This is a genomic window from Lachnospiraceae bacterium KGMB03038 (assembly GCA_007361935.1).
Lineage (GTDB): Bacteria > Bacillota > Clostridia > Lachnospirales > Lachnospiraceae > Massilistercora.
Window position 1 is genome coordinate 1326686 of the sequence record CP041667.1, and the last position, 19570, is coordinate 1346255.

Annotated in this window: 16 protein-coding genes and 1 other RNA gene; 15 read left to right on the top strand and 2 right to left on the bottom strand. The window is 47.2% G+C overall.

Annotated elements, in window-relative coordinates:
* Positions 1–4: 4 nt before the first annotated feature.
* The 6 genes from FND36_06325 (at position 5) to FND36_06350 (ending at position 7362) form a co-directional block, all read left to right on the top strand.
* Complete coding sequence (locus FND36_06325; protein ID QDW73682.1) at positions 5–1081, top strand: glycosyltransferase family 4 protein; 1077 nt, start codon at positions 5–7, stop codon at positions 1079–1081.
* Between the two features lies 1 nt (position 1082).
* Positions 1083–2603 carry a hypothetical protein gene (locus FND36_06330; protein ID QDW73683.1) on the top strand — a complete coding sequence of 507 codons (1521 nt, stop codon included), beginning with the start codon at positions 1083–1085 and terminating at the stop codon, positions 2601–2603.
* Positions 2604–2606: 3 nt separating this feature from the next.
* Positions 2607–3704, top strand: coding sequence for a UDP-galactopyranose mutase (glf, locus tag FND36_06335; GenBank protein ID QDW73684.1), 1098 nt, complete (start codon positions 2607–2609; stop codon positions 3702–3704).
* A 72-nt stretch (positions 3705–3776) separates the two neighbouring features.
* Positions 3777–4964 (top strand): LytR family transcriptional regulator, encoded by a 1188-nt coding sequence (locus FND36_06340; GenBank protein QDW73685.1) that lies wholly within the window; start codon positions 3777–3779, stop codon positions 4962–4964.
* Between the two features lie 85 nt (positions 4965–5049).
* Positions 5050–6624, top strand: coding sequence for a hypothetical protein (locus tag FND36_06345; GenBank protein ID QDW73686.1), 1575 nt, complete (start codon positions 5050–5052; stop codon positions 6622–6624).
* Positions 6625–6768: 144 nt separating this feature from the next.
* Positions 6769–7362: a YdcF family protein gene (locus FND36_06350; protein QDW73687.1), complete on the top strand. Its 594-nt coding sequence runs from the start codon at positions 6769–6771 to the stop codon at positions 7360–7362.
* Between the two features lie 66 nt (positions 7363–7428).
* Here FND36_06350 and feoB read toward each other — a convergent pair whose 3' ends face one another.
* Positions 7429–9471: a ferrous iron transport protein B gene (feoB, locus tag FND36_06355; GenBank protein ID QDW73688.1), complete on the bottom strand. Its 2043-nt coding sequence runs from the start codon at positions 9469–9471 to the stop codon at positions 7429–7431.
* 3 nt (positions 9472–9474) lie between these two features.
* Positions 9475–9696 carry a ferrous iron transport protein A gene (locus FND36_06360; GenBank protein QDW73689.1) on the bottom strand — a complete coding sequence of 74 codons (222 nt, stop codon included), beginning with the start codon at positions 9694–9696 and terminating at the stop codon, positions 9475–9477.
* 143 nt (positions 9697–9839) lie between these two features.
* Here FND36_06360 and FND36_06365 point away from each other — a divergent pair, with 143 nt between their 5' ends.
* The 9 genes from FND36_06365 to ssrS all read left to right on the top strand — a co-directional run bounded on the left by FND36_06365 (position 9840) and on the right by ssrS (position 19475).
* Positions 9840–10631: a hypothetical protein gene (locus FND36_06365; GenBank protein ID QDW73690.1), complete on the top strand. Its 792-nt coding sequence runs from the start codon at positions 9840–9842 to the stop codon at positions 10629–10631.
* Positions 10632–10899: 268 nt separating this feature from the next.
* Entirely contained in the window at positions 10900–12423 is a 1524-nt protein-coding gene (locus FND36_06370; protein QDW73691.1) for an isopeptide-forming domain-containing fimbrial protein, read from the top strand.
* 20 nt (positions 12424–12443) lie between these two features.
* A complete protein-coding gene (leuC, locus tag FND36_06375) occupies positions 12444–13721 on the top strand; it encodes a 3-isopropylmalate dehydratase large subunit (protein ID QDW73692.1) in 1278 nt (425 codons plus the stop codon).
* Positions 13718–14206: a 3-isopropylmalate dehydratase small subunit gene (leuD, locus tag FND36_06380; protein QDW73693.1), complete on the top strand. Its 489-nt coding sequence runs from the start codon at positions 13718–13720 to the stop codon at positions 14204–14206. The genes leuC and leuD overlap by 4 nt, the downstream gene beginning before the upstream one ends.
* 12 nt (positions 14207–14218) lie before the next feature.
* Positions 14219–15514: a Na+/H+ antiporter NhaC family protein gene (locus FND36_06385; GenBank protein ID QDW73694.1), complete on the top strand. Its 1296-nt coding sequence runs from the start codon at positions 14219–14221 to the stop codon at positions 15512–15514.
* Entirely contained in the window at positions 15511–17010 is a 1500-nt protein-coding gene (locus FND36_06390) for a threonine synthase (GenBank protein QDW73695.1), read from the top strand. Before FND36_06385 ends, FND36_06390 begins: the two co-directional genes overlap by 4 nt.
* A gap of 42 nt (positions 17011–17052) precedes the next feature.
* Positions 17053–17394: a hypothetical protein gene (locus tag FND36_06395; protein QDW73696.1), complete on the top strand. Its 342-nt coding sequence runs from the start codon at positions 17053–17055 to the stop codon at positions 17392–17394.
* A 218-nt stretch (positions 17395–17612) separates the two neighbouring features.
* Positions 17613–19217, top strand: a complete 1605-nt coding sequence (gene pckA / locus FND36_06400) for a phosphoenolpyruvate carboxykinase (ATP) (GenBank protein QDW73697.1) — start codon at positions 17613–17615, stop codon at positions 19215–19217.
* Positions 19218–19295: 78 nt separating this feature from the next.
* Positions 19296–19475, top strand: a non-coding RNA gene (ssrS, locus tag FND36_06405) — 6S RNA.
* The last annotated feature ends 95 nt before the right edge of the window (positions 19476–19570 follow it).

Sequence of the window (19570 nt, forward strand, 5' to 3'; positions counted from 1 at the left end):
AAGAATGAAACGAATTTGTCTGGTAGATTTTGATATGGCAGTTACCGGCGGCGTAGAGTGTGTGACCGCATCCCTGGCGAATGCTTTTTGTGAAGATCATGCCGTATACATTTTTGAAATCAATCACACCGGACCCTGTGCGTACACATTGGATAAGAGGGTTCGTTTTACGGAAGGGGTACAAGGGGAAAACAGGCTTAGGGGAATGATAAAGAGCTGTGTGCCTGCCTTTATCCGCTTTGTGAAGAAAGAAAAAATAGATGTGATCCTTCTGATGGGAAATTACCCTGCGCTGGTGGTTTCTTTTGCCCGTTTTTTTACGAAAGCAAAGTATGTTTACTGTGACCATGGAGGATTGATGAATCAATGGCGCCAGAAGGATATAACGGCGATACGGTTCTGGGATGCGTTTTGCGCTCATAAAGTCGTGGTTTTGACTGATAAGACTCAGAAGGATTATGTGGAGAAATTTCATCTGAAGCCTGAGAAAGTACAGAGGATCTATAACTGGGTGGAAGACGAAATCATCAGTCAAAGGCAAGAATATCGTCCGCAGAGCCGCAAAATCTTGTCGGTAGGACGATTTGGAAAAGAAAAGGGATATGACTTGCTGGTGAAGGTGGCGGAAGAAATACTCCCTAAATATCCTCAGTGGAGCTGGGATATCTATGGAACGGGAGAGACGTTTGATGAGATTTCGGAAAAAATTCAAGAGGCAGGTTTGGAAAATCAGGTTTGTCTGAAAGGGAATGTAAAAAATGCCTATCAACTGTATCCGGAATATGCGTTTCTCGTCCTGACTTCTTACCGTGAAGGCTTGCCCATCGTGCTGCTGGAGGCTCTTGCTCTGGGGATACCAATGGTTAGTTTTGATATCGAGACGGGGCCAAATGAGATCATCGAAGATGGGAAAAACGGATTCTTGATTCCACCCTATGATCTGCAGGTTATGGGGAAACGGATTGAGGAATTGATCCAGAATGAAGAACTGCGGAGAACATTTGCCCAGTATGGGGGGCGGAGAGAAAAATTCAGTAAGAAAGAGATTCTGAAAGAATGGATAAAGGTGATAGAAGAATAGTATGAGAAGCAGACAGGCAGCAAAAAATATGATCGCCAGTATTTTTCTGCAGGGCGTCGTTTTTTTGTCGGGAATTATTCTTCCCAGGTTTTTCCTGCAGGAATATGGTTCAAATATAAACGGAATGGTGACATCCATCAATCAGTTTCTGGTCTATCTTGGCCTTGCGGAGGCCGGGATTGGAACCGCGTCCCTGGTGGCGCTGTATACTCCTCTGGCGAATCATGACCAGGAAGAAATCAATGGCGTTTTGTCGGCGTCCCGCAGATTTTATAATCGTTCTGGTTATCTGTTTGGCGCGCTGACAGCAGGACTGGCCCTGATCTATCCATATCTGATCACCCAGCAGTTAAGCGCCTCCCTGGTAAGGACAATGATCCTGATTCTGGCCAGCAGTACGCTGGTGGACTATTTCTGCCTTGGCAAATACAAAGTTTTGCTGACGGCAGACCAGAGAGGATATGTTGTCTCTTATATCCAGGCGTTTGGAACGATTTTGAATATGCTGGTGACGATCCTTTTGATCGCTCAGCACGCAAATGTATTGATCGTAAAAGCGGCGGCGACTCTGGTATATATTCTGCGGTTTTTCTTTGTGAGAGCTTATGTAAGAAAGCATTATAAAGAAGTTGACTATCATGTGCCGGCCAAGATGGACAGACTGAAGCAGAAAAATGCCGCGTTGCTCCACCAGGTAGTAGGAGTGATCGTAAATAACACGGACGTAGCGCTTCTGACGATCTGTCTGGGAAGCAGATCCCTTTTAGAGGTCAGTGTATATGGAACTTACAATATGGTGGTTTACGCGGTCAATCTCTTCCTGAACTCTTTCTCCAACGGATTGACAGCAGGTTTTGGCGAAGTAATCTCCAAAAAAGAGAAAGAAGTGCTAAAGCAGAGCTTTTCCAGTTATGAATATGTGTATATGATGGTGGTCTTCGGTATTTTTATCTGTGTGTGGATACTTATCCTTCCGTTTATCGCGGTATACACGTTAAACGTTACAGATACAGACTATATCAGACCTGTTTCAGCAGTGCTGTTTACATTGATCGTACTGCTTCAGAATATCAGGATCCCTGGATTGACGATCATCTGCGCCGCGGGACATTTCCGTGAAACCAGACATCAGGCGGTGCTGGAGGCGGTGATCAATATTGTTGTTTCGCTGGCGTTGATTTGGAAATATGGGATGAATGGCGTGCTTTTTGGGACGGTGTGTTCTTATGGTTATCGGTCGGTGGAAATTATGATCTATAACAGCCGATATTTGGTGGGAGGCACCGGAAAGACTACCCTTTACAGAATACTTAGAAATGGGTGTGTATCTGCGGTTTTGATCGGAATCGGAATACATTTTGTTCCGCGGCAGATGACTTCCTTCTGGATATGGGGATTATATGGCGCTGCTGTATTTGCGGCAGCGGCAGTCAGTCTGGGTGTGATCAACTATTTGTGCGAACCAAAAGAATTTCAAAAATTATTTCAGCGTTTTCAAAATATAATTCAGAAAGGAAAGTAAAAAATGTTTGATTATTTGATCGTAGGATCGGGATTGTTTGGCGCTGTGTTTGCTTATGAGGCAAAGAAGGCAGGGAAAAAATGTCTGGTGGTAGAGAAGCGGGGCCATATCGGAGGAAATATCTACACAAGAGAGGTCGAAGGAATCCAGGTGCATCAATACGGCGCCCATATTTTCCATACCAGCAATAAGCGGGTATGGGAGTATATGCAGAATTTTGCGGAATTTAACCGTTATACCAACAGCCCGGTGGCATATTATAAAGGGGAGATCTATAATATGCCGTTTAATATGAATACATTTAATAAAATGTGGGGGGTTGTCACGCCAAAAGAAGCGAAAGCGAAGATAGAAGAACAGATTCGGATGTATGGAGTGGAGACGCCAAAGAACTTGGAAGAGCAGGCGATCAATCTGGTAGGAAAAGATATTTATGAAAAATTAGTAAAAGGTTATACGGAGAAACAGTGGGGACGCAGAGCGACGGAACTTCCGCCGGAGATTATAAAAAGACTGCCGGTCCGTTTGATCTATGACAACAATTATTTTAACGATCTGTACCAGGGAATTCCGATCGGAGGATATACGAAGATCATTGAAAAAATGCTGGACGGCATTGAGGTAAGACTGAATACGGATTATCTTGAAAACAAAGCGGAATTGGACAGCCTGTGTGAGAAAGTGGTATATACCGGTCCGGTGGACGCCTATTTTGATTATAAATTTGGCGAGCTGGAATACCGGTCGGTAAGGTTTGAGACGGAAATTCTGGATGAAGACAATTATCAGGGCAATGCGGTCGTGAATTATACAGAACATGAAGTCCCTTACACACGTATCATAGAACATAAGCATTTTGAGTTTGGAACCCAGGAAAAGACGGTAATCTCCAGAGAGTATTCCGCGGCCTGGAAAAAGGGCGATGAGCCTTATTATCCGGTAAATGACGCGAAAAACAACCTGCTTTATCAGAAATACGAGAAAGAGACTGCCAAAGAAAAGAATGTGATCTTCGGCGGAAGATTAGGGAAATATAAGTACTATGACATGCATCATGTAGTGGCGGAAGCATTGGAGTGCGTCGAAAAAGAGCTGAAATAAGTTGCTTTTTTCGACAGAGTATAGTAAGATGTTGTAGATATTTTTTAGACCATAGAAAAAGTGAGGCTGATCATGGCGAAAAAAAAGAAGCAGCTAAAATCCGTGCAGGCGGCAAAAATGAGGAAAAAGCGAAGAAACAGAAGGCGGAAAAGAGCTATTCTTCTTGCTTTTGAAGTCATTATTTTGGTAATGCTGCTGGGAACAGCATATGTGATGGCTAAATACGATAAATTCCAAACGGTGGCGATAGACACAGAAGATATCGAGATCAACGAAGGGGCAGAGAAAGAGGGATATACAACGATCGCCCTGTTTGGAGGAGACTCCAGAGACGGACAGCTGGAAGAAGGAACCCATGCGGATACTATGATCATTGTATCGATTGATAACCAGACAAAAGAGATACGGATGGCATCCATTTACCGGGATACGCTTTTGCAGCAGATGGATCAAAAATATAATAAAGCGAATTATGCGTACTTTCACGGCGGTCCTAAGGAAGCGATCAATATGCTGAATAAAAATCTGGATCTGGATATTGAAGATTATGTGACCGTTGATTTTAAAGCTCTTGTCGATACCATCGATCTGCTGGGCGGAATAGATATTGAGATCAAAGAAGAAGAAGTAGATGAGATCAATGAATATATGTGGGAAACCGCTGAGGTGGCAGGTACAGAACAGGATCTTATCAGTCATGCGGGAGAACAGCATCTGGACGGTACGCAAGCTGTAACTTACGCCAGAATACGTTCCACGGCGGGAGGCGATTACACCAGGACGGAAAGACAGCGTCTGGTGGTCGAGAAGCTGTTTGAAAGGGTCATCCATACAAATCTGGGAACGATCAACGAGATCATTGACACGGTATTCCCGCAGGTGTCTACCAGCTTTGGATTGAATGAGATCATAGGGCTGGCCGCCGGCATGACGGAGTATGAGCTTGGAGACAGTACAGGATTTCCTTTTGATAAAACAGACGGAATTACATACGAAAAGGCAGGCAGTGTAGTGGTTCCGGTCGGGCTGAAGGAAAATGTAGAGCAGCTGCATGAATTTTTGTATCCGAAAGAGACGAAAACGGGAGTCTCTGATACAATCGAGCAGATTTCGAATGATATCTCTTATTTGACAGGTGTGGTCCGTACAGCTGATTATGATCAGACGGAAGAGGAAGGGACAGAAGAGACAGAGGATGGGGAGACGGATACCTCCGATACGCCGGTTATTACAGAGAAGTCTGAAGAAGGATCGGAGTAAGACGAGTAAAATTTTGTAAAATTCCGTCATATATGGTAAAATAACGTATTATGTAAAAGATTCACGGAAGAAAGAGGAAAAAACCATGAAGATAATCAAAAAAATCGGTATTATGTTTATGAGCCTATGTCTGTGTATCCCATGCTTTTCTATGGTGGCTCACGCGGAAGACGGACGGATCTCTTTTACAGATCCGCAGACAACGGTAGGCGCTATGGTAGAGGTGACCTGCGCGGTAAGGTCTACTTCCGGAAATGTAGGAGATGTAGAAATCAGTCTGACCTATGACAGTTCATATCTAAGGTTTGATTCGGGAGACGGCGTGACCGCGGACGGTGATGGAGCCTTAACATACAGTGGATCTGGAAGTTCATCGGAGCTTACATTTACTATGACCTTCCAGGCCCTGCAGGAAGGAACGACAGAGATCGGGATTTCCAGCGCGACGGTTTCTTCTGATGACGGCTCCACATTGACCATGACTGAGGGGCAGTCTGCGGTGGAGATCGGGGAAGGAGATCCGTCCCTGATCACAGAAGGTTCATCCACATCGTCTTCCAGCGCGGAGGATGTCCAGGTGGAAGTAAACGGGACAACCTATACGCTGACAGATGAGTTTGCAGATGCGGACATTCCAAGCGGCTATGCCAGGACTCAGGTGGAACTGGACGGGCAGCAGCGTCAGATGGTGACAAATGAGACCAGCGGGGCGACTCTTGGGTATCTGCTGGATTCCGAGGGAACAGGAGACTTCTTCCTGTACTCGCAGGACAACGCGACTTTTTCTCCTTATGAAGAGATTACGATATCTGATACGACTTCGATCATCGTGTTGAGCGATACTTCTCAGGTGAATCTTCCTTCTACCTATCAGGAGGCAAATCTGACTCTGAATGGGAAGGATTTCCCGGTGTGGCAGGATACCACACGGGATGGTTTTTATGTATTGTACGCTATGAACAGCAATGGCGAGACCGGATATTACCAGTATGATCAGCCGGAGAATACTTATCAGCGGTTCCAGGTGTCAGACGGGGCGGACAGCTCCCAGGATCAGGGCGACTCTTCTTCACTGCTGGGCAGACTGAGAAATTTTGTAAATGATCATTTTAGTCTGCTGTTTATTCTTGGCGGCCTGGCGGCGCTGATCATTTTGATCATTTTGATCGTGATTGCTGTAAAACTGCATAATCGGAACGCGGAAATCGATGAGCTGTATGATGAGTACGGCATTGATCTGGAAGAGGAAGAGCCGGCCAAACCAGCGGTGAAAGAAAAAAAATCCAGATTCGGACGGCGGGCCAAGGAAGATGAAGACGACTTTGATGACTTTGGCGAGGAGGATTTTGAAGAAGCGGATTTTGAAGAAGATGATTTTGCAGAGTCGGATTACGCGGAAACCGATTTCGATGAAGATGATTATGATGAATTTGATGAAGATGACTTTGGCGAGCCAGATCTGGATGACGATCTGTCGGATCTGGACTATGATGAAGGAGCCGGAGCATACGAAGACGAGATGGGTTATACGGGCAAAGGACTTGCGGATGAACTTCCAATTGATGATCTGGATGAACTGCTTGGAGAGAGGCCAAGAAAGAAACGGGGTCATATGGAAGACGATGATACCTTTAAAGTAGATTTTGTGGATCTTGATTAGGCGGCTTATAGGTATGAGAATCAGAGAAATATGAGGAAAGCGTGTGCGGGAGGCCGGAAAATACTGGCGTCCCGCATATATTTTTTGCAGAGCTTCCTTTATGGAAAGGGAGTTCTAAAAAATAGCCTGGAAGCGGAGGGAAAAATGAAAGAGCAAAAGAGAGCGAAAAGGATTTTGAAAATCACTGCCGCCTTTTTCCTTTTTTTTCACTGGACAGTTTTTTCACTGGTATTTCGCTGGCCTGTAACCAAGTGGAAAAAATCGGAATATGACTGCGCGGTGGTCTGCGGATATCCTGCTGATCGAGACGGAAAGCCCTCGAAGATCATGCGGACTCGTGTAGAGAAAGCGGCAGAACTGTGGAAGGATGGAAAAGTAAAAAAATTGTTGTTCTCAGGAGGAGCAGTATTTAATTCTTTCAAAGAAGCAGAAGTAATGAAAAAATACGCGGAAGAATTAGGAGTGAAAGAGGCGTATATCCTGACGGAAGACCAGGCGGTCAGCACTTATCATAACATGATGTACGCCAGAGAAATCATGGAACAAAATGGTCTGAGAAGCTGTGCGGTGGTGACAAACCGATGGCATCTGCGCAAGGCCGATCATTACGCAAGAAAATTTGGAATGGATTATGTAATGTGTCCGGCCAGGAATGGAGAGCGGTGGATAAACGCGCTGTATCGCTGGATCAGTACGAATGTGCATATGTATATGAATCTGTATCGGGGGTATTACTGATTAAATTGGGGACGTAGTAAAATTCAATTTTACTACGTCCCCAATTTAATAATGCCCTGTACCCAATTAGAACAAAAGCCCGATATGATACACAATGCAGCTCATTCCCCAGGCTGCCAGCAGCTGGAATGAGATGATGCCGATGGTCTGTTTCCAGCTCCCCAATTCCCGGTGAATAGTTGCGATGGTAGCTGTGCACGGAATGTACAGCAGGCAGAAGACCATCAGCGCATAGGCGTTTGCGGGTCCAAAGCCCATGGTGGCAAGTATGGCGGACAGCGCTCCCATGCCCTGGTCGGTGGCGATGTTTTGGATACCGAATAAGACGCCGCAGCTGGATACTACCACTTCTTTGGCGGCTATGCCGGCGATGAGAGCTACAATGATCTGCCAGTAGCCAAGACCCGCCGGGCGGAACAGGGGAACTGCCACCCGTCCGATCACAGCGCCAAAGCTTTCGCTGATATCGGTGACATATCCCTGCGGACCAAAGTTTAGGATGATCCACATGATGACGGAGGCGACAAAAATGACGGTTCCGGCGCGGGTCAGATAATCTTTTACTTTCTCCCAAACATAGATGCCGATGGTCCTGGCATTGGGAGATTTGTATTCGGGCAGTTCGATCAGAAGGGCGTGTTCTGCCCGGCTTCCATCTATCTTTGAGATGATAAAAGCTGTGGTGATCGCCACGACAATTCCAAGCAGGTACATAGAATAACATACGATCATGGCATATTTTCCAAAAAACATAGAGGAAAACAGTACATAGATCGGAAGTCTGGCGCTGCAGGACATAAACGGGGTGATCAAAATAGTCTTGAACCGGTCTTTGTTATGTTCCAGGGTCCGTGAGGCCATGACAGCCGGCACGGAACAGCCAAATCCTACCAGCAGGGGAAGGAAGGCGCGGCCTGAAAGCCCCAGGCGACTCATGATATCATCCATGACGAAAGCGACTCTGGCCATGTATCCGCTGTCTTCCAATAAGGCGAGAGCCAGAAATAAGATGAAAATGTTGGGCAGGAAGGTTAAGATTCCGCCTACGCCGGCGATCACGCCGTCCACCACCAGAGAAGTTAGAAGAGGACTTGTGTGAACGGCGGCAAGGCCGTCTGCCGCGGCGCCTGAGAACAGCTCCAGCACAGTCTCGAAATATCCCTTCAGCCAGTCTCCGACAGTAAAGGTAAAGAAAAACACCAGCGCCATGATAAGCAGAAAAATTGGCAGGCCCAGCCAGCGGCTGGTCAGATACCGGTCGATCTTGTCGGTGGAAGCTTCTTTTTTGCTTTTGTTTACCAGGACTTCTCCGATCACTTCTTCGATAAAGTCATATTTCTGATTGATAATGTCTTTCTCATAGCTGCGGTCAATGATTCCGGACAGTTCCAAAGGATAGGCCTGGGAAATGTTTTTGTCGCCCTCCAATAATTTGATGGCGTACCAGCGCTTGTTTTCCAGGCTGGGATACTGATCTTCCAGCAGATGCATGAGCTGGTCGATCTTATCCTCAATGTAGTCTTCATAGACCATGGCATATTCTTCGTGATGATTATGCGGATGGGAAGAATGTTTGTCCTTGTGATGATGGATGAAGGGGCCCTGGCTCTGATATTCTGTATGATGAGCAACAGCGTGCATCAGAATAGAAAGACCGGTCTTCTTCCGGGCGGAGACTGGAATGGCCGGAACTCCCAGCATCTCCGGAAGCCGGTGAAGATCGATCTCCATTCCCCGTTCCTCTACAATATCCATCATATTTAAAGCGAGGACCACAGGTTTCCCCAGTTCGATCAATTGGAGCGTCAAGTACAGGCTGCGCTCCAGGCAGGAGGCGTCTGCCACATTGACGATCACGTCTACCTCTCCGCTCATGATACATTCTCTGGCCACCGTTTCCTCCATAGTGTAAGAGGTCAGGCTGTAGGTGCCGGGAAGGTCGATCAGTTTAAATCCCTGTCCCTGGTAAGTGGTCCGCCCCTCCTTTTTCTCTACGGTGACGCCAGGCCAGTTTCCCACTTTTAGATTGGCCCCGGTAAATGCGTTAAATAATGTGGTTTTTCCGCAGTTTGGATTACCGATAAATCCAACGGTGATTTCCTTTCCCATTGTCTAAACCTCCCCAACTTCAATATGATCCGCGATCCGTTTCCCGAGAGCGAACCGGGCGCCCCGGAATTTGGCGGTTAGAGAGCCTTTTTTATCATTGTTTAATATGGTGACCAGAGTCCCTTCCGTAAGGCCAAGGGCCTCCAGCCGGCGTTCCACTTTCAGATCAATATCAATGGAAAGAACGCGGTAGGTTTTATTGTTTTGTCCTTCTTTTAGCGTCATGTCATACACCTCTGTCCATTTTTCTCTTGTGTTTTCGATAATAATTCTCTATAATAATAGCATTATTTGACACATCTGACAATGTGAAGTATCCTTGACAATGCGATCTGTTAATGGAAGGATGCCGAGGTGGAGATATGAAGATGGAAATCTACTATTTTTTACTGTCGTTTTTCGTATATGGATTTCTTGGATGGTGTACAGAAGTAGCGTTTGCGGCTGTTAAGACAGGAAGATTTGTAAACAGGGGATTCCTAAACGGGCCCATCTGTCCAGTCTATGGGGTCGGAGTCGGGATGGTGGTATGGATTCTCGCCCCGCTGGAAGATTATCTGATCCCGCTGTATATGGCTTCTGCGCTCCTGGTGACTTTGCTGGAGTGGATGACAGGCGTGATCCTGGATCGGATCTTTCATCATAAATGGTGGGATTATTCCGATCAGCCATTGAATATCGGCGGCTATGTATGTCTTCCATTTTCGCTGGTCTGGGGAGTCGGATGTGTAGTGATCATGAAGATCATCCATCCAGTGGTTCGGAAAGGGATGGAATTTCTGCCCGTCCCTCTGGGGATCGCGCTTCTGGTTCTTTTAGGAGCGGCGCTGGCGGCTGATCTGTCTGTGACAGTCTCCGCGATCCTGAAGCTGAACCGCCAGCTGGAAGCTATGGAAAAGGTGGCGGAAGAACTGAGGGAGCTGTCAGATAAAGTGGGAAGCAATATCTACGAAAATGTGACCGATGCGATAGAAAAGCAGGAAGAAGGGCGGAAACGCCTGGAAGAAGCGATGCGCAAACTTCGGATCAGATACGAGGAGCTGTCTCTTCCTAAGACCAGAGTCAGCGCCAGACTTTTAAAGGCATTCCCGAAAATGGAGTCCAGAAACCACAAAGATATGCTGGAAGAAATCCGAAGACGGATGAAAAACAAAAGATAGAATCAATCCAAAGAGGGGACTTTCCAAAAGAAAGCCCCCTCTTCTATTGACAAACGTTTGAAATCCATTTATGATAATAGCACTCGTCTAAGAAATTTATTCAATTCTTTTTTTCACGGGGTATCCCCAGAGGGAGTCGTCATCCCTGATTTCCAAAGCGAGCAGTCAGAGAAAGAAAGGGGGCATAGTTTTTCGTCAGTAACTATCAGGTCATGAGAAGAGACTGACGGCAGGATCCGTCTGTCTCAAAATGGAGAAAGGAGAACATATGAAGAAGAAATGGTCGTTATTTGCAGGCGCCCTGCTGGCTTTATGCATCTGGAGCGGATTAGGAGAGATGTTTCAGATGGAAGCCCAGGCTCAGACGGTGTCGCTGGAGCGGGGCGAAGAGGTTTTTTACGAAGGATATTCCACGTTTTACTATTATATTGATGGAGAATTGGGGTATTGCCTGGAGCCGGACAAAGATTCCCCTCACGGCGGGTCTTTTCCGGCGGATCTTTTGGACAATGATTCGCTTCTTGCCAAGGGATTGTATTATGTCTACGGCGGGCCAGGATATCAAGAGTATCTGGCCAAGGAATATCCAAGCGGGTGGACGGGAAAGGAAGGGGCTTACTGCTTTTCCCACTGCCTGCTGTCCTACATCTATGGAGGATGCACCGGCGGAAGCGATGTGTTCCTGGGATTGAGCAAGGAGACACAGGCGGAGATTATCAGGTGTGCCAATGTGATCAAACAACTGCCGGAGATTCCAGAACCGGATCTGAGCTTTTCAAAGTCAAAATTGACCGCGTATTTCAGCCCGGAAGAGAAGGTACAGCGGACGGAGCTGGTCCTTTGCGGCGGTGATCCGGGCAATCAGGTGGAGATTCCCCTGCCGGAAGGGGTAACGCTGGTCAATGTGACCAAAGGTACGAAGAGTCAGGGTAAAGCGGCGGTCAGCGGCGGCGACCAGTTTTATCTGAGCGCCGATGCCGGATATTGCAATGGCGGCAGCTTCCGGACAGGTAACTTGTACGGGAAGAACCGGCAGAAATGGAGGGCTTTGGTCTTTGAGACCGGAAGCGGGGGACAGCATATTGGGACAGGAACATTGGTAACGGCCCAGGTGAAGCCGGTTTCCCTGGAGACGGCCTGGATTCCGGCCCCGGAGTTGGAAATTCTAAAAGAGGCAGACAAATCCGGGAAAAAATACGAGCTGGGAGATCTGATCACGTATTCCATTGACGTGACTCAGCGGATCCAGGATGCAGTGGCCAAAAATGTAGTTATTACAGATACCATTCTTACAGACGGAGTAAAGCTTCAGAAAAATTCCGTCGTCTTATTAGATCAGGATCAGCGCGTCATATCCGGCGCGAAAATCACAGTCCAGGGAAATTCATATACCATCCGGCCGGGGGAATTCTTAAGAGGCCCTGAAAGCGGAGAAAAGTATACGGTGGAATACCAGGTGGCCATTACCAATGAATCGGTTATCGGGCGGGAAATTGAAAATGAGGTGGTCGTGCGGGCAGATAACGCGGAAGAGGAAAGAGACCGGGAAATCGTAGAAGTGGAAGAACCAGAGCCGGAACCGGAAATAGAAAGAACGCAGCCAGAGCCGGAAGAACCAGAAGCGGAAGAGCCGCGTCCAGAACCAGAGGCGGAGAAACCGGCCGCTCCAGAAGAACCCTCCCAGGCCCCGGAGACGGGAGATGAAGGGAACTTGATGGTTCTTGCCCTATTGTGCATCTTTTCTTGCGCCCTCTTGATTATCTGTGTTAAAATATCCTGTAAGACTAAGTAGAAGAACAGGAGGTTGTCGTGATGGGAATGACAATGACGCAGAAGATCCTGGCTGCTCACGCGGGCCTGGACTGTGTGGAAGCCGGCCAGTTGATCGAGGCAAAGCTGGACGTGGTTATGGCAAATGATATCACCGGGCCAATGGCGCTGCCGATTTTTAGTCAAATGGCGGAACAGGTATTTGATAAGGATAAGGTAGTCCTGGTACCGGATCATTTTACTCCGAATAAGGATATTAAATCAGCGGAGAATTCAAAAGCGATCCGCGAGTTCGCGAAAGAGCAGGGATTGACCTGGTATTTTGAGCAGGGCAAATCCGGCGTAGAGCACGCGATCCTTCCTGAGGCGGGCGTGGTGGCCGCCGGGGAGTGCATCATCGGCGCAGACTCTCATACATGTACTTATGGAGCTCTGGGAGCATTTTCGACAGGTGTGGGAACGACGGATATCGCTACTGGAATGGCAACGGGAGAACTGTGGTTCAAGGTTCCCAGCGCCCTGAAATTTGTGCTGACAGGAAAACCAAGCCCTTATGTAAGCGGCAAGGATATCATCATCCATATCATTGGAAAGATCGGAGTGGATGGGGCCCTTTATAAATCTATGGAATTTACCGGAGACGGAATCGCGAATCTTTCTATGGACGACCGTTTTACCATGGCCAATATGGCGATCGAGGCGGGAGCGAAGAACGGGATTTTCCCGGTGGATGAAAAAGCGCAGGCTTATTTGCAGGAACATACCAAGAAAGAATATAAGATCTACGAAGCAGACGCGGACGCCAAGTATGATGAGGTGATCGAGATCGATCTTGCAAAGGTCCGTCCAACGGTGGCTTTCCCTCATCTGCCGGGCAATGCTAAGACTATCGATGAGATCGAGGCGATGGATCCGATCAAGATCGATCAGGTAGTGATCGGCTCCTGTACCAATGGCCGGATGGATGACATGCGCAAAGCCGCGGCGATCCTGAAAGGACATACGGTCCATAGAGACGTGCGCGTCATGGTCATTCCCGCCACACAGAAGATTTATAAACAGTGTATGAAGGAAGGACTTCTGGATATTTTTGTAGATGCGGGATGCGCGGTCAACACTCCAAGCTGCGGCCCTTGTATGGGCGGCCATATGGGCGTGATGGCGGCAGGAGAGAAATGTGTGTCCACCACAAACCGGAATTTTGTGGGCAGAATGGGACATGTAGACTCCTTGATCTATCTGGCGTCCCCGGAAGTGGCGGCGGCCAGCGCGATCGCGGGCTATATTGCCAATCCAGAGAAAGTAGGTGACAGAGCATGAGAGCAAAAGGACATGTATTTAAATATGGAGACAATGTAGATACGGATGTGATCATCCCGGCCAGATATCTGAATTCTTTTGACGCAGAAGAGCTGGCGAGCCACGCAATGGCAGACATCGATCCGGAGTTTGTCAATAAAGTGCAAAAAGGAGACATGATCGTGGCCAATAAAAACTTTGGCTGCGGTTCTTCCAGGGAACACGCGCCGCTGTGCCTGAAAACGGCCGGGGTAAGCTGTGTCATCGCAGAGACCTTCGCCAGGATCTTCTATCGGAACGCCATCAATATCGGACTGCCGATCATTGAATGTCCGGAAGCGGCACAAGAGATCGAAGCAGGAGATGAGGTGGAAGTAGATTTCGATACGGGTACGATCTATGACCATACCAAGGGAACCCAGTACAAGGGACAGCCCTTCCCGGAATTTATGCAGAAGCTGATCGCGGCCGGAGGCCTGGTCAAATATACCAACAGTAAGAAATAAAGGAGAAAAGACGTGGGGAATGAGAGAGGGAATGGAGCAGCATTGCTGCCCATAGGTGTATTTCTGATAATATTTCTGGGATCTGGGATCCTGACAGGGGATTTCTACGCAATGCCCGCGATCGTAGCGTTTTTGATCGCTCTGGCGGTAGCGTTTCTGCAGAACAGGAATCTGGACTTTGCCCAGAAGATCACGATTATCTCGAAAGGCGTAGGGGATGAGAATATTATTACAATGTGTCTGATCTTTCTGTGCGCCGGCGCTTTTTCCGGCGCGGTGACCGCGGCAGGCGGCGTGGACAGTACGGTTAATCTGGGACTGTCCATACTTCCGGCAAAGGTTGCGGTAGCAGGCCTTTTTGTGATCGGGTGCTTTATCTCCGTTTCTATGGGAACATCTATGGGGACGATCGCGGCTCTTGCGCCGATCGCCGCGGGGATCAGTGAGAAGACAGGATTTGACCTGGCCATTTGTATCGGAGCGGTGGTATGCGGCGCTATGTTTGGCGATAATTTGTCTATGATCTCGGATACCACCATTGCGGCGGTAAAAACTCAGGGATGTGAGATGAAGGATAAATTCAGGGAGAACTTTCTGATCGTTCTTCCGGCGGCTCTGATCACGATCGTCTTGTTTTTTGTCACTACCATGCATGGGGATTTTGAACTGACAGAGGAATTGACCTACAATATCTGGAGAGTCGTTCCATACATCCTGGTGCTGGTAGGAGCGCTGATCGGGATCAATGTGTTTGTAGTATTGCTGGGAGGCACTGTGGTGTCCCTGGCAGTCGGCGTTGCCACGGGAAGCTTAAGCCCGGCTACGATGTTTTCAGCGGTGGGAGAGGGAGTAACGGGAATGTATGACATTACGGTAATTTCTATCGTAGTGGCCTGCATTGTATCCCTGGTGAAAGAAGCGGGAGGGATCCATTTTATCCTGAATCTGATCCGAAAGCGGATCAAAGGGACTAAAGGAGCGGAGGCCGGAATCGCGGGACTTGCCCTTTTGGTGGATCTTTGCACGGCTAACAATACAGTGGCTATTGTTATGTCAGGGCCTATCGCGAAAGAGATCAGCGAAGAATTTGGAGTATCGTCAAGGCGTTCCGCTTCCCTGTTGGATATTTTTACCTCTGTAGGGCAGGGACTGATCCCTTATGGAGCCCAATTGTTATCGGCGGCCAGCCTTACCGGGCTTACACCTTTTGAAATCCTGCCGCATCTGTATTACCCCATATTGATGGCAGTGAGCGCGGCCCTATTTATTGTGTTTCGAAGGACAGGCAAAGAAAAGGAGAAAGCATGAGTCTGTATTATCAAAGTACAAGAAATTCTAAGGTCAAAGTAACAGCATCGGAGGCGATCCTTACCGGCCTTGCGGCGGATGGAGGATTGTTTGTGCCGGAAGAGATTCCAAAGCTGGATGTGAGCTTGGAACGCCTGAAGGGTATGGACTACCAGGAGACAGCTCTGGAAGTCTTGAAGCGGTTCCTGACGGACTTTACAGAAGAGGAGTTAAAAGACTGTATTCAGAAAGCTTATGACGAAAAGTTTGATACAGAGGTGATCGCTCCCCTTGCCAAGGCGGGAGATGTGTATTATCTGGAACTCTTCCATGGGGCGACGATCGCCTTTAAAGATATGGCTCTTTCAATCCTGCCCCATTTGATGACGGCGGCGGCGAGGAAAAATCAGGTGGACAAGGAGATCGTAATTCTGGCGGCTACTTCCGGTGACACGGGGAAGGCTGCCATGGCGGGATTCGCGGATGTAGAAGGAACTCGGATCATCGTCTTTTATCCAAGGGATGGCGTCAGCCAGGTCCAGAAGCTGCAGATGATCACCCAGAAGGGGAAAAATGTGGATGTGGCCGCGGTGACAGGTAATTTTGATGATGCCCAGAGTGGAGTAAAGGCTTTGTTTGAAGATAGAGATCTGGCTAAAGAACTGGCAGAAAGAGGCTATCAGTTTTCTTCTGCCAACTCGATCAATATCGGCCGGCTGGTGCCTCAGATCGTATATTATGTCTATGCTTACGCAAAACTTCTGGAAAATGAAGAAATTGCTTCGGGAGAAAAAATAAACGTGGTGGTGCCGACAGGAAACTTTGGGAATATTCTGGCGGCCTGGTACGCGAAACAGATGGGGCTGCCCATTGATAAGCTTGTCTGCGCTTCCAATGACAATAAGGTCCTGTTTGATTTTTTTCAGACCGGAGTCTACGATAAGAATCGGAAGTTTCAGGTGACCATATCGCCATCTATGGATATTTTGATTTCCAGCAACTTGGAGAGGCTGATCTATGAGATTTCTGGAAGAGACAGCGAGAAGACCCGGAGATGGATGGAAGAGTTAAAAGTATGCGGACATTATGAGATTCCAGAAGAAATGCGCGGAAAACTGGGAGATTTTCTGGCTGGATACGCCACAGAGAAGGAGACAGCCTCCTGGATCCGTCAGGTCTATAAAAAAACAGGATATCTCATAGATCCTCATACGGCCGTGGCGGCAAAAGTATGCGAAGAAGTGAAGGCGCAGGATAGAACGGTTGGGAAATATGTAGTCATTTCCACCGCAAGTCCCTATAAGTTCGCAAAGACAGTACTGACGGCAGTTGCTGAGCAATACAAAGATGTGGATGAGATAGAGCTTTTGCCTGAATTAGAGAAGGTGTCGGGAATTCCTGTGCCAAAGGCTGTCCGGGAAATCTTAGGCGCGAAGATCCGGCATAAAACAGAGTGCGGGCCAAAAGAGATGAAGGAAACAGTAAAGCAGATCCTGGGACTGCAGAAATTGGGCTAAAAAGATTGTAAGAATTATTTCAAAAAAAGGAGTAAACATAAGATGGAAGGTTTGTTTGGCATTGTTGGTGTTGGATGTGGACTGTACTGTTTATATGGATATTATCTTCTGAAATTTAAGGGAGAGATCAGTACGTCGATCCTGCTCCCAAAAGATGTGAATCCGAAAAAGTGCAAAGATTTTAAGGGATATTGCAAAGAGGTCCAGTGGCCTCTTCTGATCCTCGGGATCATCGCCACACTTTACGGAGCGGTAGACCTGTATAACGTGTATATTGGAGGAGCAGATCAGCTGTTTTTGATCATGATGATACTTCTTTTCGCTGCCCTGGTGATCTATGTGATCATGATCCGTAAAATCAACCAGAAGTATTTCGGGATCTAAAATGCAAGTTTTTTGGAATGGACTTGCATTTTAATAGATTTTTTGCGGCTATTTTTCGAGGGAATAAAATATAAATGAATAATGGAAAAGAAAAACTTTCGAAAAAAGATTGTTAAAGTATTGACTTTTTTGCGAAGCAATGCGATAATAATAAAGAATGTTGCCCGCATACAAAGTGCAGGGGAATGAAAAATAAAAGAAAAGAGGTTGAGTGTAAGATGGCGAACATTGATTTGAGCAAGTATGGTATTACCGGAACTACAGAAATTGTGCACAATCCTTCTTATGAACTGTTGTTTGAGGAAGAAACAAAGCCGGAATTGGAAGGTTATGAAAAAGGTCAGGTGACAGAGCTTGGCGCAGTCAATGTCATGACAGGTATTTATACGGGACGTTCTCCAAAAGATAAGTTCATTGTCATGGATGAGAATTCCAAAGATACTGTTTGGTGGACTTCCGATGAATACAAGAATGACAATCATCCGGCTTCCCAGGAAGCATGGGATACAGTAAAAGATATTGCGATCAAAGAGCTTTCCAATAAGAGACTTTTTGTAGTGGACGCATTCTGCGGCACCAATAAAGATACCCGTATGGCAATCCGGTTCATCATGGAAGTGGCCTGGCAGGCACACTTTGTAACGAATATGTTTATCCGTCCCAGCGCGGAAGAACTGGAAAACTTCGAGCCGGATTTCGTAGTTTATAATGCTTCCAAGGCAAAAGTAGAGAACTACAAAGAGCTTGGACTGAATTCTGAGACGGCAGCAATGTTCAATATCACGAGCCGGGAGCAGGTAATCGTGAACACCTGGTATGGCGGAGAGATGAAAAAGGGTATGTTCTCTATGATGAACTACTACCTGCCGCTGAAAGGCATCGCATCTATGCACTGCTCTGCAAATACAGATATGAACGGAGAGAACACCGCAATCTTCTTCGGACTTTCCGGAACTGGCAAAACAACGTTGTCTACAGATCCAAAGCGACTCCTGATCGGCGATGATGAGCACGGCTGGGATGACAATGGCATCTTCAATTTTGAAGGCGGCTGCTACGCTAAGGTCATCAACCTGGACAAAGAGTCTGAGCCAGATATTTATAACGCCATCAAGCGCAACGCGCTTCTTGAAAATGTAACGGTAGATGAAAACGGAAAGATTGATTTCAATGATAAGAGTGTGACAGAGAATACTCGTGTGTCTTATCCGATCGATCATATTGAGAAGATCGTGCGTCCGGTTTCCGCCGCTCCGGCAGCGAAAGAGGTCATCTTCCTGTCCGCGGACGCGTTTGGCGTGCTGCCTCCGGTTTCCATCCTGACTCCAGAGCAGACACAGTACTACTTCTTGTCAGGATTTACCGCAAAACTTGCGGGAACAGAGCGTGGGATCACAGAACCTACACCTACCTTCTCCGCATGTTTCGGACAGGCGTTCCTGGAGCTGCATCCGACCAAATATGCGGAAGAACTTGTGAAGAGAATGGAGGAAAGCGGAGCGAAAGCTTATCTGGTAAATACGGGATGGAACGGAACCGGCAAGCGTATCTCTATTAAGGATACTCGTGGAATCATCGATGCGATTCTGAACGGAGATATCCTGAAGGCGCCTACAAAGAAGATTCCATACTTCAACATCGAAGTCCCGACAGAGCTTCCCGGCGTTGACGCTAATATCCTGGATCCTCGCGATACTTACGAAGATGCGTCTCAGTGGGAAGAAAAGGCAAAAGACCTGGCTGGAAGATTTATCAAGAACTTTAAGAAATATGAAGGAAATGAAGCTGGAAAAGCTTTGGTTCCTGCAGGCCCGCAGGTTTAGGAAAGAAATTTCCCAAAATCTGAATTTCCTGCAAATGAGTTGTAAAATCTATGTAAATGCGTTATAATACTTTCAGATGGAAACCTGGGATGTACGACAACTCCTGTAATTTTGAACCTACAAAACTTTAAACGGGACTCTTATATCTCTGTAATATGTCAAGCCTCCAAAGGCAGAGGAAGACAAAAAAGCAGATGCGGACACCCACCTGGCTGCGGCTAGGAGTCAAAATACAGGAACCGGCATTTTGGGCTATACAAAAGAGAAGTTGGTGTCGCGGATCAGCGGCACCTCTTTTTTATTTTCTGAAATACTTAGTCCATTTTTGGCTTTTCAAAGGATATTGCAACTTG

Excerpts from the sequence above, each read along its gene's own strand:
- FND36_06325 (QDW73682.1), top strand. The coding sequence starts at position 5 with ATGAAACGAATTTGTCTGGTAGATTTTGATATGGCAGTTACCGGCGGC.
- FND36_06330 (QDW73683.1), top strand. The coding sequence starts at position 1,083 with ATGAGAAGCAGACAGGCAGCAAAAAATATGATCGCCAGTATTTTTCTG.
- glf (QDW73684.1), top strand. The coding sequence starts at position 2,607 with ATGTTTGATTATTTGATCGTAGGATCGGGATTGTTTGGCGCTGTGTTT.
- FND36_06340 (QDW73685.1), top strand. The coding sequence starts at position 3,777 with ATGGCGAAAAAAAAGAAGCAGCTAAAATCCGTGCAGGCGGCAAAAATG.
- FND36_06345 (QDW73686.1), top strand. The coding sequence starts at position 5,050 with ATGAAGATAATCAAAAAAATCGGTATTATGTTTATGAGCCTATGTCTG.
- FND36_06350 (QDW73687.1), top strand. The coding sequence starts at position 6,769 with ATGAAAGAGCAAAAGAGAGCGAAAAGGATTTTGAAAATCACTGCCGCC.
- feoB (QDW73688.1), bottom strand. The coding sequence starts at position 9,471 with ATGGGAAAGGAAATCACCGTTGGATTTATCGGTAATCCAAACTGCGGA.
- FND36_06360 (QDW73689.1), bottom strand. The coding sequence starts at position 9,696 with ATGACGCTAAAAGAAGGACAAAACAATAAAACCTACCGCGTTCTTTCC.
- FND36_06365 (QDW73690.1), top strand. The coding sequence starts at position 9,840 with ATGGAAATCTACTATTTTTTACTGTCGTTTTTCGTATATGGATTTCTT.
- FND36_06370 (QDW73691.1), top strand. The coding sequence starts at position 10,900 with ATGAAGAAGAAATGGTCGTTATTTGCAGGCGCCCTGCTGGCTTTATGC.
- leuC (QDW73692.1), top strand. The coding sequence starts at position 12,444 with ATGGGAATGACAATGACGCAGAAGATCCTGGCTGCTCACGCGGGCCTG.
- leuD (QDW73693.1), top strand. The coding sequence starts at position 13,718 with ATGAGAGCAAAAGGACATGTATTTAAATATGGAGACAATGTAGATACG.
- FND36_06390 (QDW73695.1), top strand. The coding sequence starts at position 15,511 with ATGAGTCTGTATTATCAAAGTACAAGAAATTCTAAGGTCAAAGTAACA.
- FND36_06395 (QDW73696.1), top strand. The coding sequence starts at position 17,053 with ATGGAAGGTTTGTTTGGCATTGTTGGTGTTGGATGTGGACTGTACTGT.
- pckA (QDW73697.1), top strand. The coding sequence starts at position 17,613 with ATGGCGAACATTGATTTGAGCAAGTATGGTATTACCGGAACTACAGAA.